Here is a 20,881-nt window from a genome sequence, read left to right as displayed (position 1 = left end):
GTCAAAAAATCTTACTGTACAATCTGATTCCGACAATATTGTTGCGTCGGTGTCACAGAAACAACTTCCACTTCTACAGGTTTTTCTGGAGTGGGGTTAATAATAAATTCACTTGGTCCTTGATGGGGTTTTAGAGTATTTCCCCAATCGTAGGTATAACCTAAACCAGACCAAGGATAATATTCTTTTTTAGCATTGGTGTAGGAATTGGTGTATATTGCCTTGACTACAGGACTACTATCAGGAACAGGTAAAGGTAAAAGATCACAACTAGAATCGTTAATTTCTCCATCAATACATGGTCTAGTTAAATCTTCCGCTTTTACCCACATTTCCACAAAATGGGTTTTGGTGGAATATTTATTTAAGATTAATCCCAAATACTGTTGTAACCGCAATGATAGTTCAACATTATCAGGAATATTGCTATCAATGGGTTGATATTTTTGACAAAATTCTTGAACTTGTGGTACTGCTGTAAACCAAGTTTGATAAGGTAGTGATTTCTTTGCACCTATTGGCCAATCTGTACTTGGGTTACTTGTGTATTTCCAAGTTGACATCAAATATTCTACTTTGCCATTATTTTCTCTCGATTTTACTTGGGGATTATTTGCAGATAAAGCCCAAAGATTATTAACTACTTCATCTGCTAGTGGTTCTTTGGCATCTTCAATACTATCTGCTAATGTTTTTGTTAGCAAATTATAAGTTTCTGGTTGATATTGCAATAGATAGTCATAGACATTTTGAGTTACTTCTAATTGGGCTAATTCTGCTTTGAGAATTGGAGTATTGTTGCTAGTAATTTCTTCGGCTAATACTCTATTTTGCCACCCGAAAACTAAAAAGGCACAACAAAGTAAGCCTACAAATAATTTGTACTGCCAATTTTTCATGGTTAATCACTTGGTATTTGGAGTTTTGTATCAAAACAGATTCTACATGAAGATACTATCGGTTTTGTAGTAAGAATTGTTAATAAATCATTAAAAATACTGAATTATGTATTATGAATATAGGAATAATATTTGATTTATGAAAATATACGTAGGGTGCGTCAGATATTACAAATCTGTTTGTTGATAGAATTTATGCAGTCTGACGCACCCTACAATACCTAATTTTCTCAAGAATCCAATATGAGTTCTATATAGGAATAATATTTGATTTTAAAAAAGATACTTAGGTTGTGTTAGCGACGATATAACGCACCATGATCAATGAAAAAGACGGAAATTGGCAATGAACAATAACCAATCAATTAGACGCTTACCTAATCAACGTTGGCAAATTGCAGTAACAAATGCCGAAGCTAGTTTAACATTAGCAAATTTAATGAATATTTCCCCCATTATTAGCCAATTGTTAATTAATCGGGGGATGAAAAACCCAGAAGATGCCAAAATATTTTTAGATCCTGAATCTCTGAATTTACCTTCTCCTTTGGAGGAATTTCCTGATTTAGCTGCTAGTGTGGAATTATTGGAAATGGCGATCGCCAATCAAGATAAAATAGCTATCTGTGGCGACTATGATGCAGATGGCATGACTAGCACTGCATTACTACTCCGCAGTCTCCGCGCGTTAGGTGCTGATGTTGATTATGCTATCCCCAGTCGAATGCACGATGGTTATGGCATTAATAACCGCATTGTCCAAGAATTTCATGATGAAGGTGTTAAACTAATTCTCACCGTAGATAATGGAATTTCTGCCGTTGAACCAATTACCAAAGCTAGAGAATTGGGTTTACAAGTTATTATCACAGACCATCATGATATTCCCCAAATATTACCCCCAGCTAACGCAATTCTTAACCCGAAACTAATCGCTGAATCTTCCCCTTATCGAGGTGTGGCTGGTGTGGGTGTGGCTTATATTTTAGCTGTTTGTTTAGCCCAACAATTAGGAGAAATCAAAGGTTTAGTACAGCCACTTTTAGCCCTATTTACATTAGGAACTATTGCCGATTTAGCCCCTTTAACTGGTGTGAATCGTCGCTGGGTAAAAAGAGGTTTAAATATATTACCAAAATCTACATTACCAGGAATACAAGCATTAATTCAAATTGCCGGAGTTCAAGCCAGCGAAGGAGAAAAAAAACAAAATCCCCCATCTTTAAAACCTGAAGATATTGGTTTTCGATTAGGACCAAGAATTAATGCTATCGGCAGAATTGGTGATCCCCAAATTGTGATTGATTTACTCACAACCGATGATTTTAGTATTGCACTAGCCAAAGCTATCCAGTGTGAACAAACTAATACTCAACGTCAACAAATGTGCGAAGAAATTGAAAAAGAAGCTATTGCTATTGTTGAAAATTTATATGTAACCTCTTTACAAAAAGACCGGGTATTAGTTGTTATTAAAGATAATTGGCATCATGGTGTTATTGGGATTGTGGCTTCTCGCTTACTAGAACGTTATGGTGTTCCTGTCTTTATTGGAACTTACGAAAATGAAAGCATAATTCGGGGTTCAGCGCGGGGAATTCCTGAATTTCATGTATTTGCAGCTTTAGATATTTGTCGAGATTTATTAGGTAAATTTGGAGGACACAAAGCAGCGGGAGGATTTTCTTTACCAGCAGAGAATTTACCAGAATTTCGGTTGCGGTTATCCGCATTTGCAAATCAGTGTTTAGAACCTCAACACCTGAAACCGCTTTTGAAAATAGATACTCAAGTTAATATTCACGAAATTAATCAGGATCTTTTCCAACAGTTAAATATTCTCCACCCTTGCGGTATTGATAACTCAGATCCAATTTTTTGGACTCCTAATGTTCAAGTGATTGAACAGAAAATAGTTGGTAAAGGTCACATTAAATTAACTGTATCCCAAACTATAGACAATCAGCGTCAAGAAATTAAAGGTATAGCATGGCGTTGGGGTGACTATTTCCCCTTACCATCAAGATTGGATATTGCTTACAAACTACGAGAAAATAACTTTAATGGCAAAACTACCATTGAAATGGAGTTAATCGGTGCAAAACTCCCAAATCACGTTCTTGAACTTTTCACTAATTCATCAAATCAATCACGCGCTAGTTTTGAATATAAACAGCGTCAATATACCTGTGGAATCTATGAAAATGGTATGAGTCGGGAATTAAGAGTTAAAAATTCTGAAGGTAAGGTTTTAGTCATGCGGCCAGAGGATAAATTTGGTCTGTTAGGTTTCAACCGTGACAATGCAGAACAGGTAAATTTATCTCAACCTGTCTATGAGGGAATTATTCAAACTGCAATTCAGGCTTTGTCTGCCTCTGCGATAACTTAAAAATTACAAACTCTTTTAAACGGGTCATTCAAGATTTTATTATCTTCAACGGGTAATTGGTGATTAGACAAAGCATTATCAATTACCAATTACCAATTACCAATTACCCAATTTACAGGTTGCCGTTGCGAAATGCTAGAAGGAAGATTACTATAGGCCCGGAAACCACGATTAGTCCCACGCAAGTTAATTGCAAGACGACTTCCCAATTGATGTTAGCTAAAATGTCCATTTTTCCTCCCAGTGATTTTAATGGTTTAAAAAGATTTAATAATTCAATCGCAAAACCCGCAACTCATCATATCTGTTTAGGGGATCTAAAATTTAATTTAGTTCACAAAATTATAGAAAAAGTCATAGAAAAGTAGAATAACAGGAATACTAGAAGGTTAAAAATATGGCTACTTGGCAATGTATATCTCAGTGTGGCGCTTGCTGTAACCTAACACCAGCAGATCGTCCAGACTTAGAAGAGTATCTTTCACCACCGGATTTAGAACTTTATCTCAGTATGGTAGGTGAAGGGGGATGGTGCGTAAATTATGATCATGGTACGCGGGAGTGTAAAATCTATTCTACCCGTCCCCGGTTCTGTCGGGTGGAAGCAGAGACTTTTGAAGAGATGTATGGAATTGAAGCGGAGGATGTCAACGATTTTGCGATCGCTTGTTGTCGTCAGCAAATTGAAGGGGTGTATGGCGATCGCAGTTTAGAACAAATCCGTTTTGATCAAGCTGTCGGTTTTTGATGATTCCATAATAATTTATGACTGGAAGAAACTAACAGCCATCATCCTTTTTCCGTCTGCGTGCTTCATAGGATTCTCGAAAACGAGGTTCATCAGGCAATAGTTCCATCGCTTTGCTATAAGCTTGAAGAATCTCAGTTTCAGATGTGCGTAATGAATTTAATGTTTTTGCCAAATCAAACCAACACCAAGCATTTCTGACTTTATCATCAGATAATTGAATTGCACGACGAAGTAATTCTACAGCTTCCCGATTTAATCGTCTTTTTGTGTGCATATCTCTATTAATTTTAGAGAGATTAATTTTAGTTTGGGCATACTCCTGAAGAGACTTAGGATCATCCTTGATAAATTCATAATTATCGGCAAAAATTCTATGAGCTTCCTGAAAACGCTTGGCACGTTTATATAAAATTGCCAACTCTACTGTATCACTAACTTGTATGGGTAAAGGAGCTTGTTCTAAAATTACTGAAGCTTCATTAAATTTTCTTTGATCTAAAAGAATTTTTGCTATAGCAGTGTAAGGCAAATGGCGATCCATAATAGTCAAGTCAGATTCAATATCCCTAAATAATTTCTCAGCGGCAATAAAATCTCCCGATGATGTTTTATATTCAATAATTTGAGCGATTAATGCTCCTGATTTGGGAACTTGACTCAGGGATGATTCTAAATTTAATATAGCTCTTTGTCGTTCACCTACAGCCCATAAATGAGAACTTTCTCTCAGTGCATGAATAACAATATATTGTGGATGTGCGGGTAATATTACGCGGAAGTAAGTTCGTGTTTCATCAAAATCAAAGATTGGATCTGGTGAACCATTTTCTGTCATCTTGCGGCGAATTTTCGGAATACCTGTGCCTCTAGCTTCTGCCAAATGTAAATCCTTTAAAAACTCTCCAATTCTCCGATTTCGATAAGGAACAGGAGGAATCATTACCCCTGGTTGAAAATGTCTCATTTCAATACCTTGCACTGGTCCAGGATAGCTAATAATCTCCAAACGATCAGGGTAAAGATATACTTTAACTGGTTCTGGAACGCCTTCATAGCTGCGATGGTAAACTGCATTCACTAAAGCTTCTTCCATAGCTTCATAAGGAAAAGCGACAGTTCTATGAGCAGTAGCTTGATTTGGAACTTTACGAACCATCCTTGTGCTGAAGTTATTCAAATAATCCAAAGCTTGACGAAGTTGATGATGTAATGGTCCTCGAAATATTTTTTCTTCTATTAAATTGCCTCCGGTATCATCACCAAATTGCACAATTTCAATTCTTGCACCACGAAAATATTGCTCTGGATTATCAATAAAGAATAATAAAGCAACATTTCTTGGTACTTCATGACTATTAATTGGTGCAGTAATTCGCAGATTTCGATATAAATCCAATTCGGGAATTACATGACTAGGTGAAACTAATTCACTCTTGATATCTGACAAAAAATTTCTGACCAGGGTTGGAGAAATTACATCAATAGACACAGCTAAATTCCGACGATCATCAAATGGAACTTTTGCAGCCATTTGCATTAATTGAGTCAATATTTCGCCTTTAGCTTCAATAGTTTCGCTTACTTGGCGAACGTAATAGTAGTTACCCTTATCATCATCACTCAAGGTTCTCATATCTTTTTTATCAATCACGATTTTCGGCGCTTGATATGGACGAACATCTCCAGCCGGAACCCAAATTACTAATATCTGTTTATCTTGATAAATTTCAGGAGAGATTACTGGCTGATATTCTGGGACAATTCGCTTGCAGTTACCACGAATCCATTTCTGAATTGCGTCTAAATTTTGTCCATCTAGTCCATGAGGAGGAAGAATAGGTTGAGCGTTTTTATCTTCGATGCCAATAATGATATATCCACCATTTAAATTAAAAAAATCATTAGCGAAGGCACAAATACTCCGAAGCAATATTTGTTTAATCTCCTCTGACCAACTTTTTTTAAATTCTATCCTCACAGACTCGACTGAGCGAGCGTGGATTAAATCATCAAGATTAATAGGTAATATATTCATACTTATTATAACTTTGGATATTGGGACAAGCAAATCTGGTCATACCAAATCACATTCTACAACTTAAAAATTTTTTCTATCTAAGTCAGTAGCGATCTACTTACAGCCGTAATTAGCTATTTATCTACGAGTAAGTAGTTAACTTGTACTTTGTTTATACTTGTTTATAGCTGTTTTTATTTTTACTCAATCTCACATTTTAATTCAGTCCAGTTGCAATTTATGACAACAATATGAGAAAATGAAAAGAATATGAAAACAAGTTAGAGACAAAAATAGCGCCTGTGAAACTTGATACTCCACCTGCCAGCATTTCCCACTTATCAGAAACTGAAAGCCAGCTACATCAAACTATAGTTAAAGATCATCCTCAACCAAAAGAATCCGCATTTATGGTCTTTGGGACAACCTTTATTACTATCTTTCTCGCAGAAATTGGTGATAAAACCCAACTTTCCACTTTGTTAATGAGTGCAGAATCTCATGCTCCTTGGGTGGTTTTTCTGGGTTCAGCGGTAGCATTAATAACTACTAGCCTACTGGGAGTATTATTAGGTGGCTGGATATCCACAAAACTCAGCCCGAAAACCGTCGAGAAATCAGCCGGGGTGATGTTGCTGTTAATTTCCGTTATGTTGGTGTGGGATGTGATCCAGGGTTAATAGTTGTAAATATTGTGAATTAGGGAATTATGAACTGGCATCTTTTAGGACTAAGCTTTGTCACGGTATTTTTATCAGAATTGGGTGATAAAAGTCAGTTAGCAGCGATCGCACTTTCTGGACAAGGACAATCTCGAAAAGCGATATTTTTTGGTACAGCAGGCGCTTTAGTATTGACAAGTCTCCTGGGCGCATTAGCTGGTGGTGCAGTGTCCCAATTTTTACCTACACGCATTTTAAAAGCGATCGCTGCCGTCGGTTTTGCCATCCTCGCCATCCGTCTATTATTACCCAAAAGTGACGAGGAATAATTCAAAAAGCAAAAAACTCTGACTTTAAGCTTCCCGCCAACACCAATTTAAAAGCACACCTCCTCCAACCACCTTTAAGACTTCCAACAGAAAATAACCGCTGTGCAATAAATTCATTGTTGGTGGCATTGCATCACGAGGGAGTAAGCTAAAATTAGCCGCCATAGCGCACATTTGGGGAGTTAAGAAATAAGTATCTAGAAATACGATTATTAACAGAAGTCCAGATAAAGCAATGCTACCCAAACGCCAATTAGATTGAGTTTTGCTAATAGCTAACACAGCAGTTAAAACCACAGCAGCAGACAATAATTCTAAACGATTAAAATTCCCAAAAACCACATAACCGACTGTAGAAAAATTTGCTTCATTCATCATCCCAGCAACGGCAAGACTAGGCATAATTACCCAATCTAAAACCAGACTAGCACTCAACCAAAAGCCCAAAGTCAACAGAATAGCTGTTTGCCAAGTTGACCTTTTCAAATCGAGGTTAGAAATAACGTTCATAAGAATAATTGCTTTGTTGTATTCTTAGAGTCTAACTAAAACAATGATTTTGACAACAAATATCAATTAACTGTTACAAACAAAAAAATAGAGTTATTAAAGCCGTTTCAGACGATTTTGTAAACAAATTTGAAGTTTAATTAACAAATAATTCACAAATCTGCAAAACTTAATGTCTCTACGTCCAGAAAATCCAATTCAATAGACTGATTATTTTAGTATTGAGGATTTGTTAATTTTAACCAATAGTCTTTTGTTGTTGATATAATTGCTTAAACAAAGCTTGCTGTCGTTTATGATCAACAATTGGCTGGGGGTAATTTGTTCCGTAGTAATCTAACGGGGGAATTTTCCCAGTTACCAAATATTCTGGAGATACATAACGCAATTCAGGTATCCACTGACGAATATATTCCGCTTCGGCATCAAATTTTTGGGTTTGACTGGCAGGGTTAAAAATCCGTAATGGTTGAGGGTCCATACCACTAGAAGCACTCCATTGCCAGCCTCCATTATTAGCAGATAAATCACCATCAATGAGTTTCTGCATAAAATATTTTTCTCCCCATTGGGGATTAATAATTAAATCTTTAGTCAAAAAACTGGCAACAATCATTCTACATCTGTTGTGCATCCAGCCGGTTTCATTTAATTGCCGCATGGCGGCATCTACTATAGGATAACCTGTTTTCCCTTCACACCAAGCTTGAAAATACTTTTCGTTATTTTGCCAAGGGAATGTTTTAAAAGTGTCTCTATATGCACCCTTAGCTAGTTCTGGAAAATGGTACATAGCGTGTTGATAAAATTCCCGCCATGCTAATTCCTTTTGCCATGTTTGGATACTGGCATTTACTTCTTCACTGTTACTATTTGCTAAGGCTTCTATTGTAGCTTGCCAAATATTTCTAATGCCAATAACACCAAATTTCAAAGCAGCACTTAATTGAGATGTACCATCAATTGCGGGGAAATTCCGCTGTTCTTGATATTCATTAATAGCAGATTTAGCAAAATTATCTAATTTTTCTTGTGCTGCTAATTCTCCTGGAGAAATTATTAATTCTGCATCCCAAATAAAACCTAAATCTGCGGCAGAAGGTAAATTAATAGTTCCTGTGAGTTGAGAAATTTCTTGTTCTTCTGCTGTTAAATTTTCCAGATTTGCTAAAGTTTTAACTGGTTTAGCTTTAGGTTTAGTAATCCAATTTTTCCAGAAAGGAGTATAAACAGTATAGGGAGTTTTCGCACCACTAAAAATTTCCGTTGGTGAATGTAATAACTGATCCCAATTGTCGTTAAGAAATTCAATTCCTTGATTTTTCAAAGCTTCAATTACTGCTAAATCTCGTGTTTGGGAATAGGGTTCAACATCCCAATTCCAAAATACGGCTTTTGCTTTTAATGCTGTTGCTAATTTGGGAATTGCAATCACCGGATCATTTTGTAAAATTAATAATTGACTACCTGCTTGCTGATATCTTTCCTGAAGAGATTGCAAACAGCCAATCATATACTTTACCCTAACGGGGGCAATATTATCACTTTCGAGAATTTGGGGATCTAGACAAAATACACCTACAATCTTCGCACTTTTTTCTCTAGCCGCAGCTAGTCCTGTATGATCAGAAATGCGTAGATCTCGACGATGCCAAAATAGAATTAAATCAGACATTGAATATTAATATAGTTCTGATGTACTAAATTATAGTATACCAATTTTGTGCAAAGCTGCCCAGAATAATTATCATCTGTATTTATCCGCGTTCATCTGCGTTCATCTGCGTTCAATTATTCTTAAAATCTTACTTCACCCAGCTTCATTTTAAATTAGTGTCACACCAAACTTGCACAACCCGACCTGTAACTTCTTGTCCAAACCAAGGAGTATTATAAGCAAGTGTCTGGAGATTTGCTTTGTTTACATTCCAAGTTTGCAGCGGATTAAATAAAGTTAATTCGGCTTTTTCACCGGGTTGAATTGCTTTAATTTCCTGTTGTAAACAAGCTGCTGGTTGATGACTCAAAACGCGCCATAATTCTAAAGCTGTAAATTCCCCAGTGGTGACAAGATTTTGCCAAAGTAGGGGTAATGCTAATTCTAAACCAATTGCCCCTGGTGGTGACTCTCCAAAGGCTTGGACTTTTTCTTCATAAGTATAAGGTGCATGATCAATAGCGATCGCATCTATGATCCCAGTTCGTACAGCATCCCGCAAGCATAACATATCTTGGTGATTTCCCAAGGGCGGATCTAAATGCAAAGATGTGTGATAATTTCTGATAGCTGTTGTATCCAGTAAAACGTGCATCCAGGTGGTACTAGCGGTAATGGGCAAACCTTGAGCCTTGGCTTGAGCAATTAATTCTACACCACGAGCAGTAGAAACACGCATGATATGGACTGGTGTACCAATATCCGCGACTAATTCTAATAATGCGGCAATTGCCGTTGTTTCCGCACTAACTGGAATGGGAGATAAGCCTATTCGCAAGGCTTCTGCACCGTCTCTGATTCTACCATTAGCTGCCAAATGGCGATCGCAAGGCCAAAAAGCCACAGGTTTGCCAAAGGGTTGAAGATACTCCAAAACCCGTCTGACTATCCCCAAATTGTCCCAAGGTTTAGCATCAGTAAAACCCACAACCCCCGCTGTAGCTAAATCTGCCAACTCCGTTAATTGTTTACCTGCTATATCTAAGGTAATTGCCCCCCAGATATGCAAATGGGGAGAAGCTTTGCCTCTATCTCTCTGTTGCTGTAACTGCGCCACTAAAGCAGGTTTATCAATGGGTGGTGATGTATCTGGTAAAACACCCACTCTAGTAAAACCACCCGCTTCGGCCGCCTGTAAGAAAGAACTTAAAGTTTCTCGTTCTTCAAATCCAGGTTCGCCGGAATGACTATATAAATCAACTAATCCCGACCCAAGAATTAAGCCTTGACAATCACGAATAGAGGTATCGTCACTAAAATCTCTAATTTGTGGGGCAACAGTTTGGATATAACCATCAATAATTAATACATCTGCTACAGTGTCAGTTTTTTGGACAGGATCAATTACTCTTACTTGTTTTAATAGTTCTTTAGTCATTGGTCATTAGTCATTGGTCATTAGTCATTAGTCATTGGTCATTAGTCATTGGTCATTGGTCATTGGTCATTGGTCATTGGTCATTGGTCATTGGTCATTGGTAATTGGTCATTGGTCATTGGTAATTGGTCATTAGTCATTGGTAATTGGTCATTAGTCATTGGTAATTGGTCATTAGTCATTGGAAAAATTCTTTCTCACTCCCTCTACTCCCTCTACTCCCCTACTCCCCCTACTCCCTCTACTCCCTCTACTCCCCCTACTCCCTCTACTCCCCTACTCCCCTACTCCCTAAACCAGGAGGTTATAAGAGGTAAATACAGATTTACAATCTTTGCAGCAAATTCAAGCCATGCGAATCAGTACCACAGGTGCTAAATAAATTAAATTTTTCCGCTAATTGTTGAACTTCCTCAGTTTCTACCACACTAGGTTTCCAAGGTTTAGGGTTATTGTAAGCGTAGAAAGTCTCAACCCCATCAATACCATCACCCGCAGCCGCAGGAATCAGGTCAAAATGCGATCGCCTATACCGGGCTGGGTGAGCAAGTACAGCTAATCCTCCCGCTTCATGAACAGCTTTAATAACGTTAACTGCTTGATAAGGCTTGCCTGTACTCGGAATTTTTTGTAAATATGGCTGCATACTGGGATGTTCTGACTCAAAAGCATAAGCCAGAATGTGAACTTCATTATCCAGCAGATTGGCATTAATTTCTACACCACTCCATAGATATGGAGTATGAGCATCAGGATTACGCCATTTCCAATCTTCTAACCAAACCAGGGCTGCTTGGTAGCCACTAATACTATGATGATCAGTGATAGCTAGACCTTTTAAACCAATTGCGATCGCTTGATCCATCAAATCACCCGGTTCTAGTTTGCCATCCGAGTGAACCGTGTGCATATGAAAATTAAATAACTGAGGACAACTTTGTGCATCAATGCGTTGGAATACTTGCTTTAGTAGTTCCTTAGAAACAGTAGTCCGGGCAAAATTTATAACCATAACCCCTCTACACAAAAATTACATTCTTCTCAAAACACCAACACGCCACACTTATAAACGAGATATAACCAATACCACTAACCCGTAAATACAGATACTTCCTCAACTGCACCAATTGATTTTTGCAATATGTTAAGACTACGTTAGCAAATATTAACGCTGATGGCGATGAGTATTTTTGATTACTTCCATCAAGAGAATATAAATTTTGCGTATAGTTTCTATCTGTTTACCGCCATTGTTACCACAAACCTCTCAATTCACCTGCTCCATTGATCACCTCACCAATTACATTAGCAGAGATATCCTGAGATTGAAAATGAGTAATTACCTGTTCTGCTTGCTGAGGTGGAACTAATAACACAAAGCCAATACCCATATTGAATGTATTATACATAGCCTCAGCACCTACAGAACCAGCCGCAGCTAACCAATGGAATACAGAAGGAATAGTCCAACTATCAGGGATCATTTTCATCCCTTGACCATTACTTAAACATCTTGGTAAATTTTCTGGTAAACCGCCCCCAGTAATGTGAGCCATTCCATGAACTTCTAAACCTGATTGCAACGCAGCTAAAACAGATTTCACATAAATGCGTGTAGGCGTGAGAAAAGTTTCCCCAATAGATACACCATTTAATAAATCTGGGGTATCAGTCCAAGCAAAACCACCATCACTGACAATTTTTCTCACCAAACTCAACCCATTACTATGGACACCTGAACTAGCTAGACCTATAGCTACGTCTCCCACCTGCACCTGAGAACCATCTAACATTCGGCTTTTTTCCACAATTCCCACACAAAAACCAGCCAAGTCGTATTCACCAACTTGATAAAAACCGGGCATTTCCGCCGTTTCTCCCCCCAGTAAAGCTGAACCCGCTAATTTACAACCATTAGCTATCCCCGCTACCACCTGAGTTAATTGTTCCTTATCTAACTTACCTGTAGCCACATAATCTAGAAAAAACAGCGGTTCTGCACCCGATGTCAACACATCATTAACGCACATCCCCACCAAATCTATGCCTACGGTATCATGACGGTTGAGAATTTGAGCTATTTTCAGCTTTGTCCCCACACCATCTGTCCCCGAAACCAAAACCGGTTCTTTGTAACCTGTGGGGAGTTGAAAACAACCACCAAAGCCACCCAGTCCCCCCAAAACCTCTTTTCTAAAGGTGCTGTGAACCAAATTGCGAATTTGATCTACAAAAGCTCTACCTGCTTCAACATCAACGCCTGCATCCCGATAATCCATGCCTAACTACACCGTTATTAATTCATAACTTCAGGTTATTATTATCACACAATTTAGCTTCTAAAACCTCTTCTGATCAGCAATACCTTGTCCAAACCGAAAAAGTCTTGATTTGTAGGTTGGGTTGAGGTACTAGTACACTGCGGCGTAAATAAGATGACTATTAGAAACCGTTTCACATGACAGTGTGAACAGATTATAGCTCAAAGAACATAGAAAACTAACACACCTTCAAAGAGCTAGTCTGAAATACATCCTGTAAATCCTTAAATCCTGATATAACTACGCTATCAGACAATGATTATGAATGTAAGTCTTCAAGCTATGATTTTTTTCGGTCAACCTACTTATACTAAATTAATTATAAGGATTTTCTGTAAAATAGACTTATCTCAATTTAACTTAGGTTGCTTATGAGTTCCCGTCGTATTCTCAAACCCGGTGAATCCTATACTTTTAGCCGATATTTTGAATTATCCTTTACCATTGATGATATCTTAGCAGAATTAAACTGCACGATTGAAAGGCAAGATTTAATATTACCTGAATCTTCAGAAACTTTAAACTTACAGTTTTTACAGCACCAGATTCAGCGAAATTTATCTCACATAGATTTAGTGAATGAAACTGCTAGACGGGAGGCTTTAATAAGTCCAATTTTGTTTGAGGTATGCGATTTAACTAATCAGCGACTTAATATAGAATATTCAATTGCAGTCAATGATTATTTAAAAGGAACTCTAGATTATTATATTGCAGCACCTCAAAATCTCTTAGTTATTGAAGCTAAACAATCAGACTTAGTCAGAGGATTTACTCAACTTGCTGTTGAATTAATTGCACTTGATGAATGGACAAAATCTACTTCCGATCTTATTTATGGAGCAGTTACAACTGGTGAAGATTGGCGTTTTGGAATTTATAATCGCACAAATCGTCAAATAATTCAAGATCAGAAACGCTATCGAGTTCCAGAAGATTTATCAACACTTGTGACAATAATTATAAGTATTATTTCTGGATAACACATTATGAAAACATTCACTATTGGTCATTCCAATCATACAATTGAAACATTTATAGAACTGTTACAACAACATCAAGTAACAGCCTTAGCTGACGTGCGTTCTAGTCCCTATAGTCGCCGATTTCCTCAGTTTAATCAATCAGTATTAAAAGCAGCTTTGAAAACCGCAAATATCGCTTATGTTCCCCTGGGAGATAACTTAGGCGCTCGTCCCCGTGATAGAAACTGTTATGTAGATGGTATGGCTCGTTATGATTTAATTGCCGCAACAGAGGCTTTTAAAATTGGGTTAAATCGTCTAATTCAAGGTTCAGAAAAATATCAAATTAGTTTAATGTGTGCTGAACAAGATCCTATTGTTTGTCATCGAGCTATTTTGATTTGTCCACATTTGAAAAATGCTGGTTTGGAAATTCAGCATATTCATAAAAATGGAGATTTAGAAACAAATGAAGATTTAGAAAATAGGGTATTAAAACAAAATAATTTATATAAAGTTTTGGCTGATTTGCAAAATCCTGTTAAACAGCTTTCTCTATTTGATTTACAACCTATACAAATTCTAGAAAAACCCCTTTCCCGTGCCGAGTTAGTAGAAAAAGCCTATCAATTACAAAGTGAAAAAGTAGCTTATACAGAAATCACAGATAATGATGATGAATGAACAAATTAATTTATTTACTATTGGCTTTACCCAGAAAAAAGCCGAGCAGTTTTTTGAGACTTTAATAAAAGCAGGTGTAAAGCGAGTTATTGATACTCGATTAAATAATGTTTCCCAACTTGCGGGATTTGCAAAAAAGCCAGATTTACAATACTTTCTCCAGAAAATTGGCGGTATTGAATATATCCATATTCTTGATTTAGCTCCCACAAAAGATATTCTAGATGCTTATAAAAAGAAAGAAATAACTTGGGATAGCTATGAACAGAAATTTAATCATCTGATTACACAGCGACAAATTGAAAAGAAATTATCTATAGATATCATAGATAAAAGTTGTTTATTGTGTAGTGAGTTAAAACCCCATAATTGTCATCGTCGGTTAGTAGCTGAATATTTGCAAATTAACCTAGAAAAAAATATCAAAATTCATCATCTTTAAGTATAATATCATTTAAGGTGCTAATTAAAGTTTAACAATGCTGACGTTTGATATTATTTGTCTTGCTAAATCTACTAAGCATGGCGGAATTTGTCTTGCAGGTATGAAAACCGATGGTACAGGGTGGTTGCGGCCAGTTTCTAACAAAAAAGATGGAACTCTATATCCAGAACATTACAAGGATAGGAATGGTAGAGAAGTCCAATTATTTGATGTTGTTAAAATTCCTATAATTAGACATGAACCAAAATGTTATCAGCCAGAAAATTATCTGATTCATTATAGTTATAAATGGCAGATTTTAGGACAAGCTACTTTAGAACAAGTACGAACATTAATTAAACCAGGAATTGAGAAAAATTCTTCTGAACCTAAATTATTAGGTAATTTTGAGAAACGTATCCGTTATGAAGATTTACAAATATCCCCGATTAAATCTTCATTGACAATGATAAATCCAGAAGAATTAAAATGGCAAGTTAAATATAATTCTTCAAACAAGAAAACTTGCAGATGTCTTTTTTATTTATGTAATCATTTTTATGATTTACCAATTACAGATCCAATTTGGATAGATAAACTTGATTTTTTAGAAGAAGGAATGTATTCCTGTAAAGAGGTAATCGAAAAACTCAACTTGGAGAATTTTGAACCTGATAAATTTAGATTGACAATTAGTTTAAGTGAACCTTTTCAACCTTCATTTCAAAGTGAGGAAATATTTTGTTATAAATTAGTGGCATCTGTTCTTAATGTTACAGATGTTGCTAAACGTTTAGGATGGAAATAAGTGAATTTTATATATTCACAAACTTCTCCAATTCAAGCAATCGCTTTTAGAGGGTGTATTTTCTCAGCATTAAAATTTCGTTTGGGTTATAAAAATAAAAACAAACTGATCAAAAAGGCACTGAGAAAAAGAGCTACGAAAATAGCATATTCAACTCTACGACTAAAAAATCCTACAGCAGCAATCAAAGCTATTACTAGGGCAATAATGCCAATGTATTGCTCTTTTTCTAACCCATAAGCAATTAGTGAATCTGTACCTGATGATGGATTTTCTTGAATTCTATTGGGAGAAATTTCTGGTTCTGGCAACTCTTGGATGAATAAGTTCATAAATATATTTACTTCTGATAATATTTTTAATTTGTGAATATTTTATACTTGCTAAAATTAGAAATAAAATCATAATTACAGTATCTTACACTTCATTATTTCTCAGAAATAGATTAAAAAACACTATCTGAGGAATGATTTATTAGTGAATTTTAATTTCATCTATATTTGTGCTGTTAATTACGATATCAATTATTTTTCAGAGATAAAATGTGTTTCTAAGCAGTTGATAACAACCAACAAATGTATTTTTAATGACTGTGTAGCTACCGTTTCAAAAGTAACTCTCAAAAGTATTTTTTACCATTTTAGGTATTGATAATGACTTACAACTCAGAGGAAATGCAGCAGATTCTCGAAGTAGCTTTTAGACAAAAGCAAAAGGGAGAATATACAAGAGAACAAATTATAGAAATAGCCTCAGAATTAGGTGTTTCTTTAGAATCGCTACAAGCGGCGGAACAAAAATGGTTAAAAAATAATGTAGAAGTAAAAAAAGAGCAAATGTCTAATAGTCAACAACGGAAAGGTTTCAAATCTCACCTATTTACTTTTTTGGCAATTAATGGTTTTTTAGTGATATTAAATCTGGTGGTAAGCCCTGGATATTTTTGGGCAATTTATCCTATGTTAGGATGGGGATTAGGTTTATTACTGCATGGAATGAAGGTTTATATTAGTAATACCTAAAATAGATACCCGACTTCTGCAAGAAATCGGGTATCTTATCCCCTTTTAATTTAAGATTTACTAGAGCGCTCTTCTGGGCTTGATAATTACTCAACTATATTCACTATTGTGGAACTAGCTAATGTTGGTGAGGTGAAAATTTGCGAGTATAAGTTTCTAGGTTGTTGACTCGCAACAACTGGTAAAACTTGACGAGCATGAGCCGCAACTTCCACTGTTTTGACATCATAGGTTTGTGTGATCATCTTAGGATAAAAACCAATACCGATGATGGGAACTAATAAGCAAGCAGTGATAAACAATTCACGGGGCTTAATATCAAGAACTACAGCATCTAAATGTAAGTCTTTGTGTTGATTACCGTAGAAAACTTGACGCAGCATGGAAAGTAAATAAATGGGTGTCAAAATCACGCCAACTGCTGATAAAAAGATGACTACAATTTTGAAGCTGGAACTGTAAACATCGCTGGTAGCAAAACCTAAGAACACCATCAATTCACCGACAAAACCACTCATACCTGGTAAAGCCAGAGAGGCCATTGAACCCATAGTAAAGAGAGCAAAAGTTCTGGGCATTACTTTAGCTATACCGCCCATTTTATCCATTATCAAGGTGTGAGTACGTTCGTAGGTTACACCTGAGAGGAAGAATAAACTAGCAGCAATTAAACCGTGAGAAACCATTTGTAATACAGCACCGCTGATACCGATTTCTGTATAAGATGCAATGCCAATTAACACAAACCCCATGTGGGCAATTGAAGAGTAAGCCAAACGGCGTTTGAGATTGGTTTGAGCGAAGGCACAACAAGCACCGTAAACAATATTAACTACACCTAAAATCGCTAAAACTGGCGCAAAGGTAACATGAGCATCAGTTAACATTTCTACGTTGAAGCGAATTAGGGCATAACCACCCATCTTTAACAATACGCCTGCTAATATCATTGAACCGGGTGCGGATGCTTCACCATGAGCATCAGGCAACCATGTGTGTAAAGGGAAGATGGGGAGTTTGACACCGTAAGCGATTAAGAAACCTGCATATAGGGCTAATTCTAGGGTTTTGGGATATTCTTTCATTCCCAATTCGGTCATGTTGAAGGTGAAGTTATCACCATGGAAAGCCATTGCAAAACCAGCTATCAGTATAAATATAGATGCTGCGGCGGTATAGATAATAAATTTGGTAGCTGCGTAACGGCGGTTTGCTCCTCCCCAGATGGCAATTAGCAAGTAAACGGGTACTAACTCGATTTCCCACATTAGGAAGAACATTAACAGGTCTTGGGCGAGAAATACCCCTAATTGGGCGCTGTACATTATTAACATCAACGCATAAAATAAACGCGGCTTGTTGGTTACTTTCCAAGCCGCGAATACTGCGAGTGTGTTAATAAAGCCTGTGAGAAGTATCAGGGGCATTGATAAACCATCAATGCCTAGAGACCAGTTAAAGCCAATTTGGGGTATCCAAGGATAGCTTTCTGTCATTTGTAGGGCGGAACTTTGAAAGTCGTAATTCTGCCAAAGGGCAAAAATCATGAGTACAAAGTCTAATAATGCCACTCCCAAACCGTACCAGCGGACCGTTTTACCCTCTTTATCGGGAATAAGAGGAATTACAAGGGCTGCCACTAAGGGCAGGAAAATTATGGCTGATAACCAAGGAATTTCTATGGCATTCATCACTGTTGACAATATATTTTTGGTTTTGCTTTTGTTTACATTATATTAAGGAATCGTTACGTCTGTAAACGATTTCTTATGAAGATTTCCAATTTGAAGGACAGATAGTAATAAATACTTACTAAATTAGTCTGCGAGTCTATTCTAAATGTAAATTTTTGCAACGTCAACAAAAAAAACAGCGACTAATATCGCTGTTTGTATTTATAATGGGCAGCTTAAGGATAAATTGAATTTTTATCAAAGTTATCTCTGTTTCTTAAACGATACGGTTGACAATCATCCATACATCTCCATCTGATCTGACGAAAGGGACGGAAATGGTCTTAAAGCCTGTAATGAAAGGTTTGTAGTAAACTTGCCAATACATGGGACTAAGTTCATCGGCGCAGGTTTTGAGGAGTTTAATTTCTTTGGCTAGTTCCCCAGCTAGTTCATTAACTCGTTCGGCATGAATTTGAGCAATTTTTTTGGCTTCTTCTAGCTGTTCTTGTTGTTGGGAGATGCGGATAGACATTGGCAAATACCGATTAAGATGGGCTTTTCTTTGTTGTATTTGCTTTTCTAGGTAATATATGGCATCGTCTATGCCTTTAAGTTCGGCAGACAGTTGGACGTTTTCTCTGGCTTGACGGCGGTAAGCTTCAACTATGGCTAGGGGTGAGTCGTTTTCACCGGATTCTACATGATGATTAGTCAGTGCAGCGCGTTCTTGTTGGAGTGATTGGATTTGAGATTTCAGTGCTGCTATTTCTGACTGGATTTTTTCCATATATGATGATTGGTGATGGGTAATTGGTAATTGGTAATTGGTAATTGGTAATTGGTGATGGGTAATTGGTAATTGGTAATTGCTATTGATCAACCAAATTACCAATCCAAAATCTAAAATTTAGAATATACTAATCCTTCAATTTTCAATCATCTGGTCTATCTTCGGTGAATTGATCAATTGCCTCTACCATGCCTTCTGAATAGGGTTCAAGGACTGTGAAACAAGCATAAAGATCAGCAAGTGCTTGGGAAAATTCTTCAGAATTAGGATCAGTATGTTTGATGGCTTGAATTGCTTGAATTGCTTTTTCTAGCTGGGGTTGATATTCATTCAGAAATATTTCTAATCGTTCATAAGGATTTTTATAAAGTTCTATCATTTACTTAATCTCCTTTCTAATTTCGCAATATTTTGGCGACAATTTGCCACTGTTTTCTCCCAATGGGCAATTAAACCTTGATCTTGTCCTTCTGTTGGTTTCTCCTTTTCTTTAGCAATTTTTTCGAGATGTTATTCTCAGGCTTGATGTTGTCCTTTTAGTTTTTTGCGGGTTTCCTGATTTTTACCCATAATTCTAATTTTAGTCTTCTCCTGACTAATTTAATTGTTATTAGTGGGATAGTGAAGCGATCCGTAGGAATCAACCAGAGTTTTATGGTAAGGACAGCAGTGATAAATACTTGTCGTGGTAGAATAATGCGATCGCATCAAAATTCCAACGCAGTAAATTTTCAACCTGTAAAGTCGAACAGTTGCCAAGCCGAATCCAAATAACTTTGGGTGGATTCCCAAATACTAAGCTGAGGTCGTGCATATCCGCGTCTTTTGAGACAATCATCAAATCATTGGACTTTGCATAATCCCAAACTATTGGATCGATAGTTGATTTCATGTCAACATCTCGAACGTGGAGGGAATTTGGAAAAAGGTCAGTCAAACGGAGTGGCAATTTGGGAGAGAGATTTTCATCAAAAAGTAATTTCATGCGGATATTGGCACAGTCATAAACCGACGCTCCCGGTCAGCCGCATAAGCGATACAGGCTTTAAAATCTTCCCGCGTTAGATCAGGAAAGTCTTCAAGTATCTCTGCTTCTGTCATATCAGAAGCTAGGTACTCAAGCACTTCATAAACAGTTATCCGCAAACCCCGCACGCAAGGCTTACCACCGCGTTTATTTGCTTCAATCGTGATGTAATCTCGGTAGTTCATAATTAATCGGAGAAAATTAAATTTACTCGTTTGTTTCTATTTTAGGGGTAGAAGCCTTTATTTGTTGAGTTTTCTTTTGTCAATCTAATCTACAAAGGCGGCGATCGCAGTATTTTTTATTACTGAACTGATAAAGCATATTCGGCATCAGCATTTGAAATATGAATAGGCTGTTCAAGTCTGACAATATAAGAAATAAACTCTATACTCTCACCATTCTCAAGTTTAAATGCTCGAATTACATTAGTCATTATGTCCTTTTGTTCATCACTCAAATCATCAATAATTAAAAGAAGGCGTTTCTGAATCAAGGTATGAAAATAA

General features: G+C 36.8%; 24 protein-coding genes. 9 read left to right on the top strand and 15 right to left on the bottom strand.

Annotated elements, in window-relative coordinates:
* Positions 1 to 11: 11 nt before the first annotated feature.
* Positions 12 to 899 (bottom strand): hypothetical protein, encoded by an 888-nt coding sequence (locus FJR05_RS22455; protein ID WP_168646161.1) that lies wholly within the window; start codon positions 897 to 899, stop codon positions 12 to 14.
* Between the two features lie 346 nt (positions 900 to 1,245).
* On the opposite strand from FJR05_RS22455, the gene recJ reads away from it, so the two are divergent.
* Positions 1,246 to 3,291 carry a single-stranded-DNA-specific exonuclease RecJ gene (recJ, locus tag FJR05_RS22450; RefSeq protein ID WP_168646160.1) on the top strand — a complete coding sequence of 682 codons (2,046 nt, stop codon included), beginning with the start codon at positions 1,246 to 1,248 and terminating at the stop codon, positions 3,289 to 3,291.
* A 112-nt stretch (positions 3,292 to 3,403) separates the two neighbouring features.
* Here recJ and psb30 read toward each other — a convergent pair whose 3' ends face one another.
* Positions 3,404 to 3,523: a photosystem II reaction center protein Ycf12/Psb30 gene (gene psb30, locus FJR05_RS22445; RefSeq protein ID WP_168646159.1), complete on the bottom strand. Its 120-nt coding sequence runs from the start codon at positions 3,521 to 3,523 to the stop codon at positions 3,404 to 3,406.
* A 165-nt stretch (positions 3,524 to 3,688) separates the two neighbouring features.
* Between psb30 and FJR05_RS22440 the strand changes: the two genes are divergently transcribed.
* Complete coding sequence (locus FJR05_RS22440) at positions 3,689 to 4,039, top strand: YkgJ family cysteine cluster protein (RefSeq protein ID WP_168646158.1); 351 nt, start codon at positions 3,689 to 3,691, stop codon at positions 4,037 to 4,039.
* A gap of 31 nt (positions 4,040 to 4,070) precedes the next feature.
* On the opposite strand, the gene FJR05_RS22435 is transcribed toward FJR05_RS22440, so the two are convergent.
* A complete protein-coding gene (locus FJR05_RS22435; protein ID WP_168646157.1) occupies positions 4,071 to 6,077 on the bottom strand; it encodes an RNA-binding domain-containing protein in 2,007 nt (668 codons plus the stop codon).
* 284 nt (positions 6,078 to 6,361) lie between these two features.
* On the opposite strand from FJR05_RS22435, the gene FJR05_RS22430 reads away from it, so the two are divergent.
* On the top strand, positions 6,362 to 6,739 hold the full coding sequence (locus FJR05_RS22430; protein WP_168646156.1) for a TMEM165/GDT1 family protein: 378 nt from the start codon (positions 6,362 to 6,364) through the stop codon (positions 6,737 to 6,739).
* A gap of 29 nt (positions 6,740 to 6,768) precedes the next feature.
* Complete coding sequence (locus FJR05_RS22425; protein WP_168646155.1) at positions 6,769 to 7,050, top strand: TMEM165/GDT1 family protein; 282 nt, start codon at positions 6,769 to 6,771, stop codon at positions 7,048 to 7,050.
* 24 nt (positions 7,051 to 7,074) lie between these two features.
* On the opposite strand, the gene FJR05_RS22420 is transcribed toward FJR05_RS22425, so the two are convergent.
* From FJR05_RS22420 to purM, 5 genes are all read right to left on the bottom strand, one after another.
* A complete protein-coding gene (locus FJR05_RS22420; protein ID WP_168646154.1) occupies positions 7,075 to 7,560 on the bottom strand; it encodes a hypothetical protein in 486 nt (161 codons plus the stop codon).
* Between the two features lie 238 nt (positions 7,561 to 7,798).
* Positions 7,799 to 9,235 carry an FAD-binding domain-containing protein gene (locus FJR05_RS22415; RefSeq protein ID WP_168646153.1) on the bottom strand — a complete coding sequence of 479 codons (1,437 nt, stop codon included), beginning with the start codon at positions 9,233 to 9,235 and terminating at the stop codon, positions 7,799 to 7,801.
* A 145-nt stretch (positions 9,236 to 9,380) separates the two neighbouring features.
* On the bottom strand, positions 9,381 to 10,655 hold the full coding sequence (locus FJR05_RS22410; protein WP_168646152.1) for a dihydroorotase: 1,275 nt from the start codon (positions 10,653 to 10,655) through the stop codon (positions 9,381 to 9,383).
* A gap of 325 nt (positions 10,656 to 10,980) precedes the next feature.
* On the bottom strand, positions 10,981 to 11,667 hold the full coding sequence (locus FJR05_RS22405) for a PHP domain-containing protein (RefSeq protein WP_168646151.1): 687 nt from the start codon (positions 11,665 to 11,667) through the stop codon (positions 10,981 to 10,983).
* 241 nt (positions 11,668 to 11,908) lie between these two features.
* On the bottom strand, positions 11,909 to 12,934 hold the full coding sequence (gene purM, locus FJR05_RS22400; protein WP_168646150.1) for a phosphoribosylformylglycinamidine cyclo-ligase: 1,026 nt from the start codon (positions 12,932 to 12,934) through the stop codon (positions 11,909 to 11,911).
* Between the two features lie 413 nt (positions 12,935 to 13,347).
* On the opposite strand from purM, the gene FJR05_RS22395 reads away from it, so the two are divergent.
* From FJR05_RS22395 to FJR05_RS22380, 4 genes are read left to right on the top strand one after another with little or no spacing between them, the layout of a single operon-like run.
* On the top strand, positions 13,348 to 13,959 hold the full coding sequence (locus tag FJR05_RS22395; protein WP_168646149.1) for a hypothetical protein: 612 nt from the start codon (positions 13,348 to 13,350) through the stop codon (positions 13,957 to 13,959).
* 6 nt (positions 13,960 to 13,965) lie between these two features.
* On the top strand, positions 13,966 to 14,625 hold the full coding sequence (locus FJR05_RS22390) for a DUF488 family protein (protein WP_168646148.1): 660 nt from the start codon (positions 13,966 to 13,968) through the stop codon (positions 14,623 to 14,625).
* Entirely contained in the window at positions 14,612 to 15,067 is a 456-nt protein-coding gene (locus FJR05_RS22385; protein WP_254447019.1) for a DUF488 family protein, read from the top strand. The genes FJR05_RS22390 and FJR05_RS22385 overlap by 14 nt, the downstream gene beginning before the upstream one ends.
* 37 nt (positions 15,068 to 15,104) lie before the next feature.
* The gene (locus FJR05_RS22380; protein ID WP_168646147.1) at positions 15,105 to 15,857 is read left to right on the top strand and encodes a hypothetical protein; all 753 of its coding nucleotides are present in this window, start codon (positions 15,105 to 15,107) and stop codon (positions 15,855 to 15,857) included.
* Between the two features lie 86 nt (positions 15,858 to 15,943).
* Here FJR05_RS22380 and FJR05_RS22375 read toward each other — a convergent pair whose 3' ends face one another.
* Positions 15,944 to 16,189, bottom strand: a complete 246-nt coding sequence (locus FJR05_RS22375) for a hypothetical protein (RefSeq protein WP_168646146.1) — start codon at positions 16,187 to 16,189, stop codon at positions 15,944 to 15,946.
* Positions 16,190 to 16,510: 321 nt separating this feature from the next.
* Here FJR05_RS22375 and FJR05_RS22370 point away from each other — a divergent pair, with 321 nt between their 5' ends.
* Positions 16,511 to 16,879 carry a 2TM domain-containing protein gene (locus tag FJR05_RS22370; RefSeq protein ID WP_168646145.1) on the top strand — a complete coding sequence of 123 codons (369 nt, stop codon included), beginning with the start codon at positions 16,511 to 16,513 and terminating at the stop codon, positions 16,877 to 16,879.
* Between the two features lie 86 nt (positions 16,880 to 16,965).
* Here the strand turns inward: FJR05_RS22370 and FJR05_RS22365 are convergent, their stop codons facing one another.
* The 6 genes from FJR05_RS22365 to FJR05_RS22340 all read right to left on the bottom strand — a co-directional run bounded on the left by FJR05_RS22365 (position 16,966) and on the right by FJR05_RS22340 (position 20,868).
* Entirely contained in the window at positions 16,966 to 18,570 is a 1,605-nt protein-coding gene (locus FJR05_RS22365) for an NAD(P)H-quinone oxidoreductase subunit 4 (RefSeq protein ID WP_168646144.1), read from the bottom strand.
* 259 nt (positions 18,571 to 18,829) lie between these two features.
* Complete coding sequence (locus FJR05_RS22360; protein ID WP_174783822.1) at positions 18,830 to 19,342, bottom strand: hypothetical protein; 513 nt, start codon at positions 19,340 to 19,342, stop codon at positions 18,830 to 18,832.
* A 145-nt stretch (positions 19,343 to 19,487) separates the two neighbouring features.
* On the bottom strand, positions 19,488 to 19,724 hold the full coding sequence (locus FJR05_RS22355; RefSeq protein ID WP_168646143.1) for a hypothetical protein: 237 nt from the start codon (positions 19,722 to 19,724) through the stop codon (positions 19,488 to 19,490).
* Between the two features lie 273 nt (positions 19,725 to 19,997).
* Complete coding sequence (locus tag FJR05_RS22350) at positions 19,998 to 20,330, bottom strand: DUF5615 family PIN-like protein (RefSeq protein WP_168646142.1); 333 nt, start codon at positions 20,328 to 20,330, stop codon at positions 19,998 to 20,000.
* The gene (locus FJR05_RS22345; RefSeq protein WP_168646141.1) at positions 20,327 to 20,557 is read right to left on the bottom strand and encodes a DUF433 domain-containing protein; all 231 of its coding nucleotides are present in this window, start codon (positions 20,555 to 20,557) and stop codon (positions 20,327 to 20,329) included. Before FJR05_RS22345 ends, FJR05_RS22350 begins: the two co-directional genes overlap by 4 nt.
* 119 nt (positions 20,558 to 20,676) lie before the next feature.
* Positions 20,677 to 20,868 (bottom strand): hypothetical protein, encoded by a 192-nt coding sequence (locus FJR05_RS22340; RefSeq protein ID WP_168646140.1) that lies wholly within the window; start codon positions 20,866 to 20,868, stop codon positions 20,677 to 20,679.
* Positions 20,869 to 20,881 lie beyond the last annotated feature (13 nt).

Source organism: Dolichospermum sp. UHCC 0259, assembly GCF_009711935.1.
Lineage (GTDB): Bacteria > Cyanobacteriota > Cyanobacteriia > Cyanobacteriales > Nostocaceae > Dolichospermum.
Note: the sequence above shows the minus strand (reverse complement) of the source record. Positions and strands in the feature narration are given on the sequence as shown.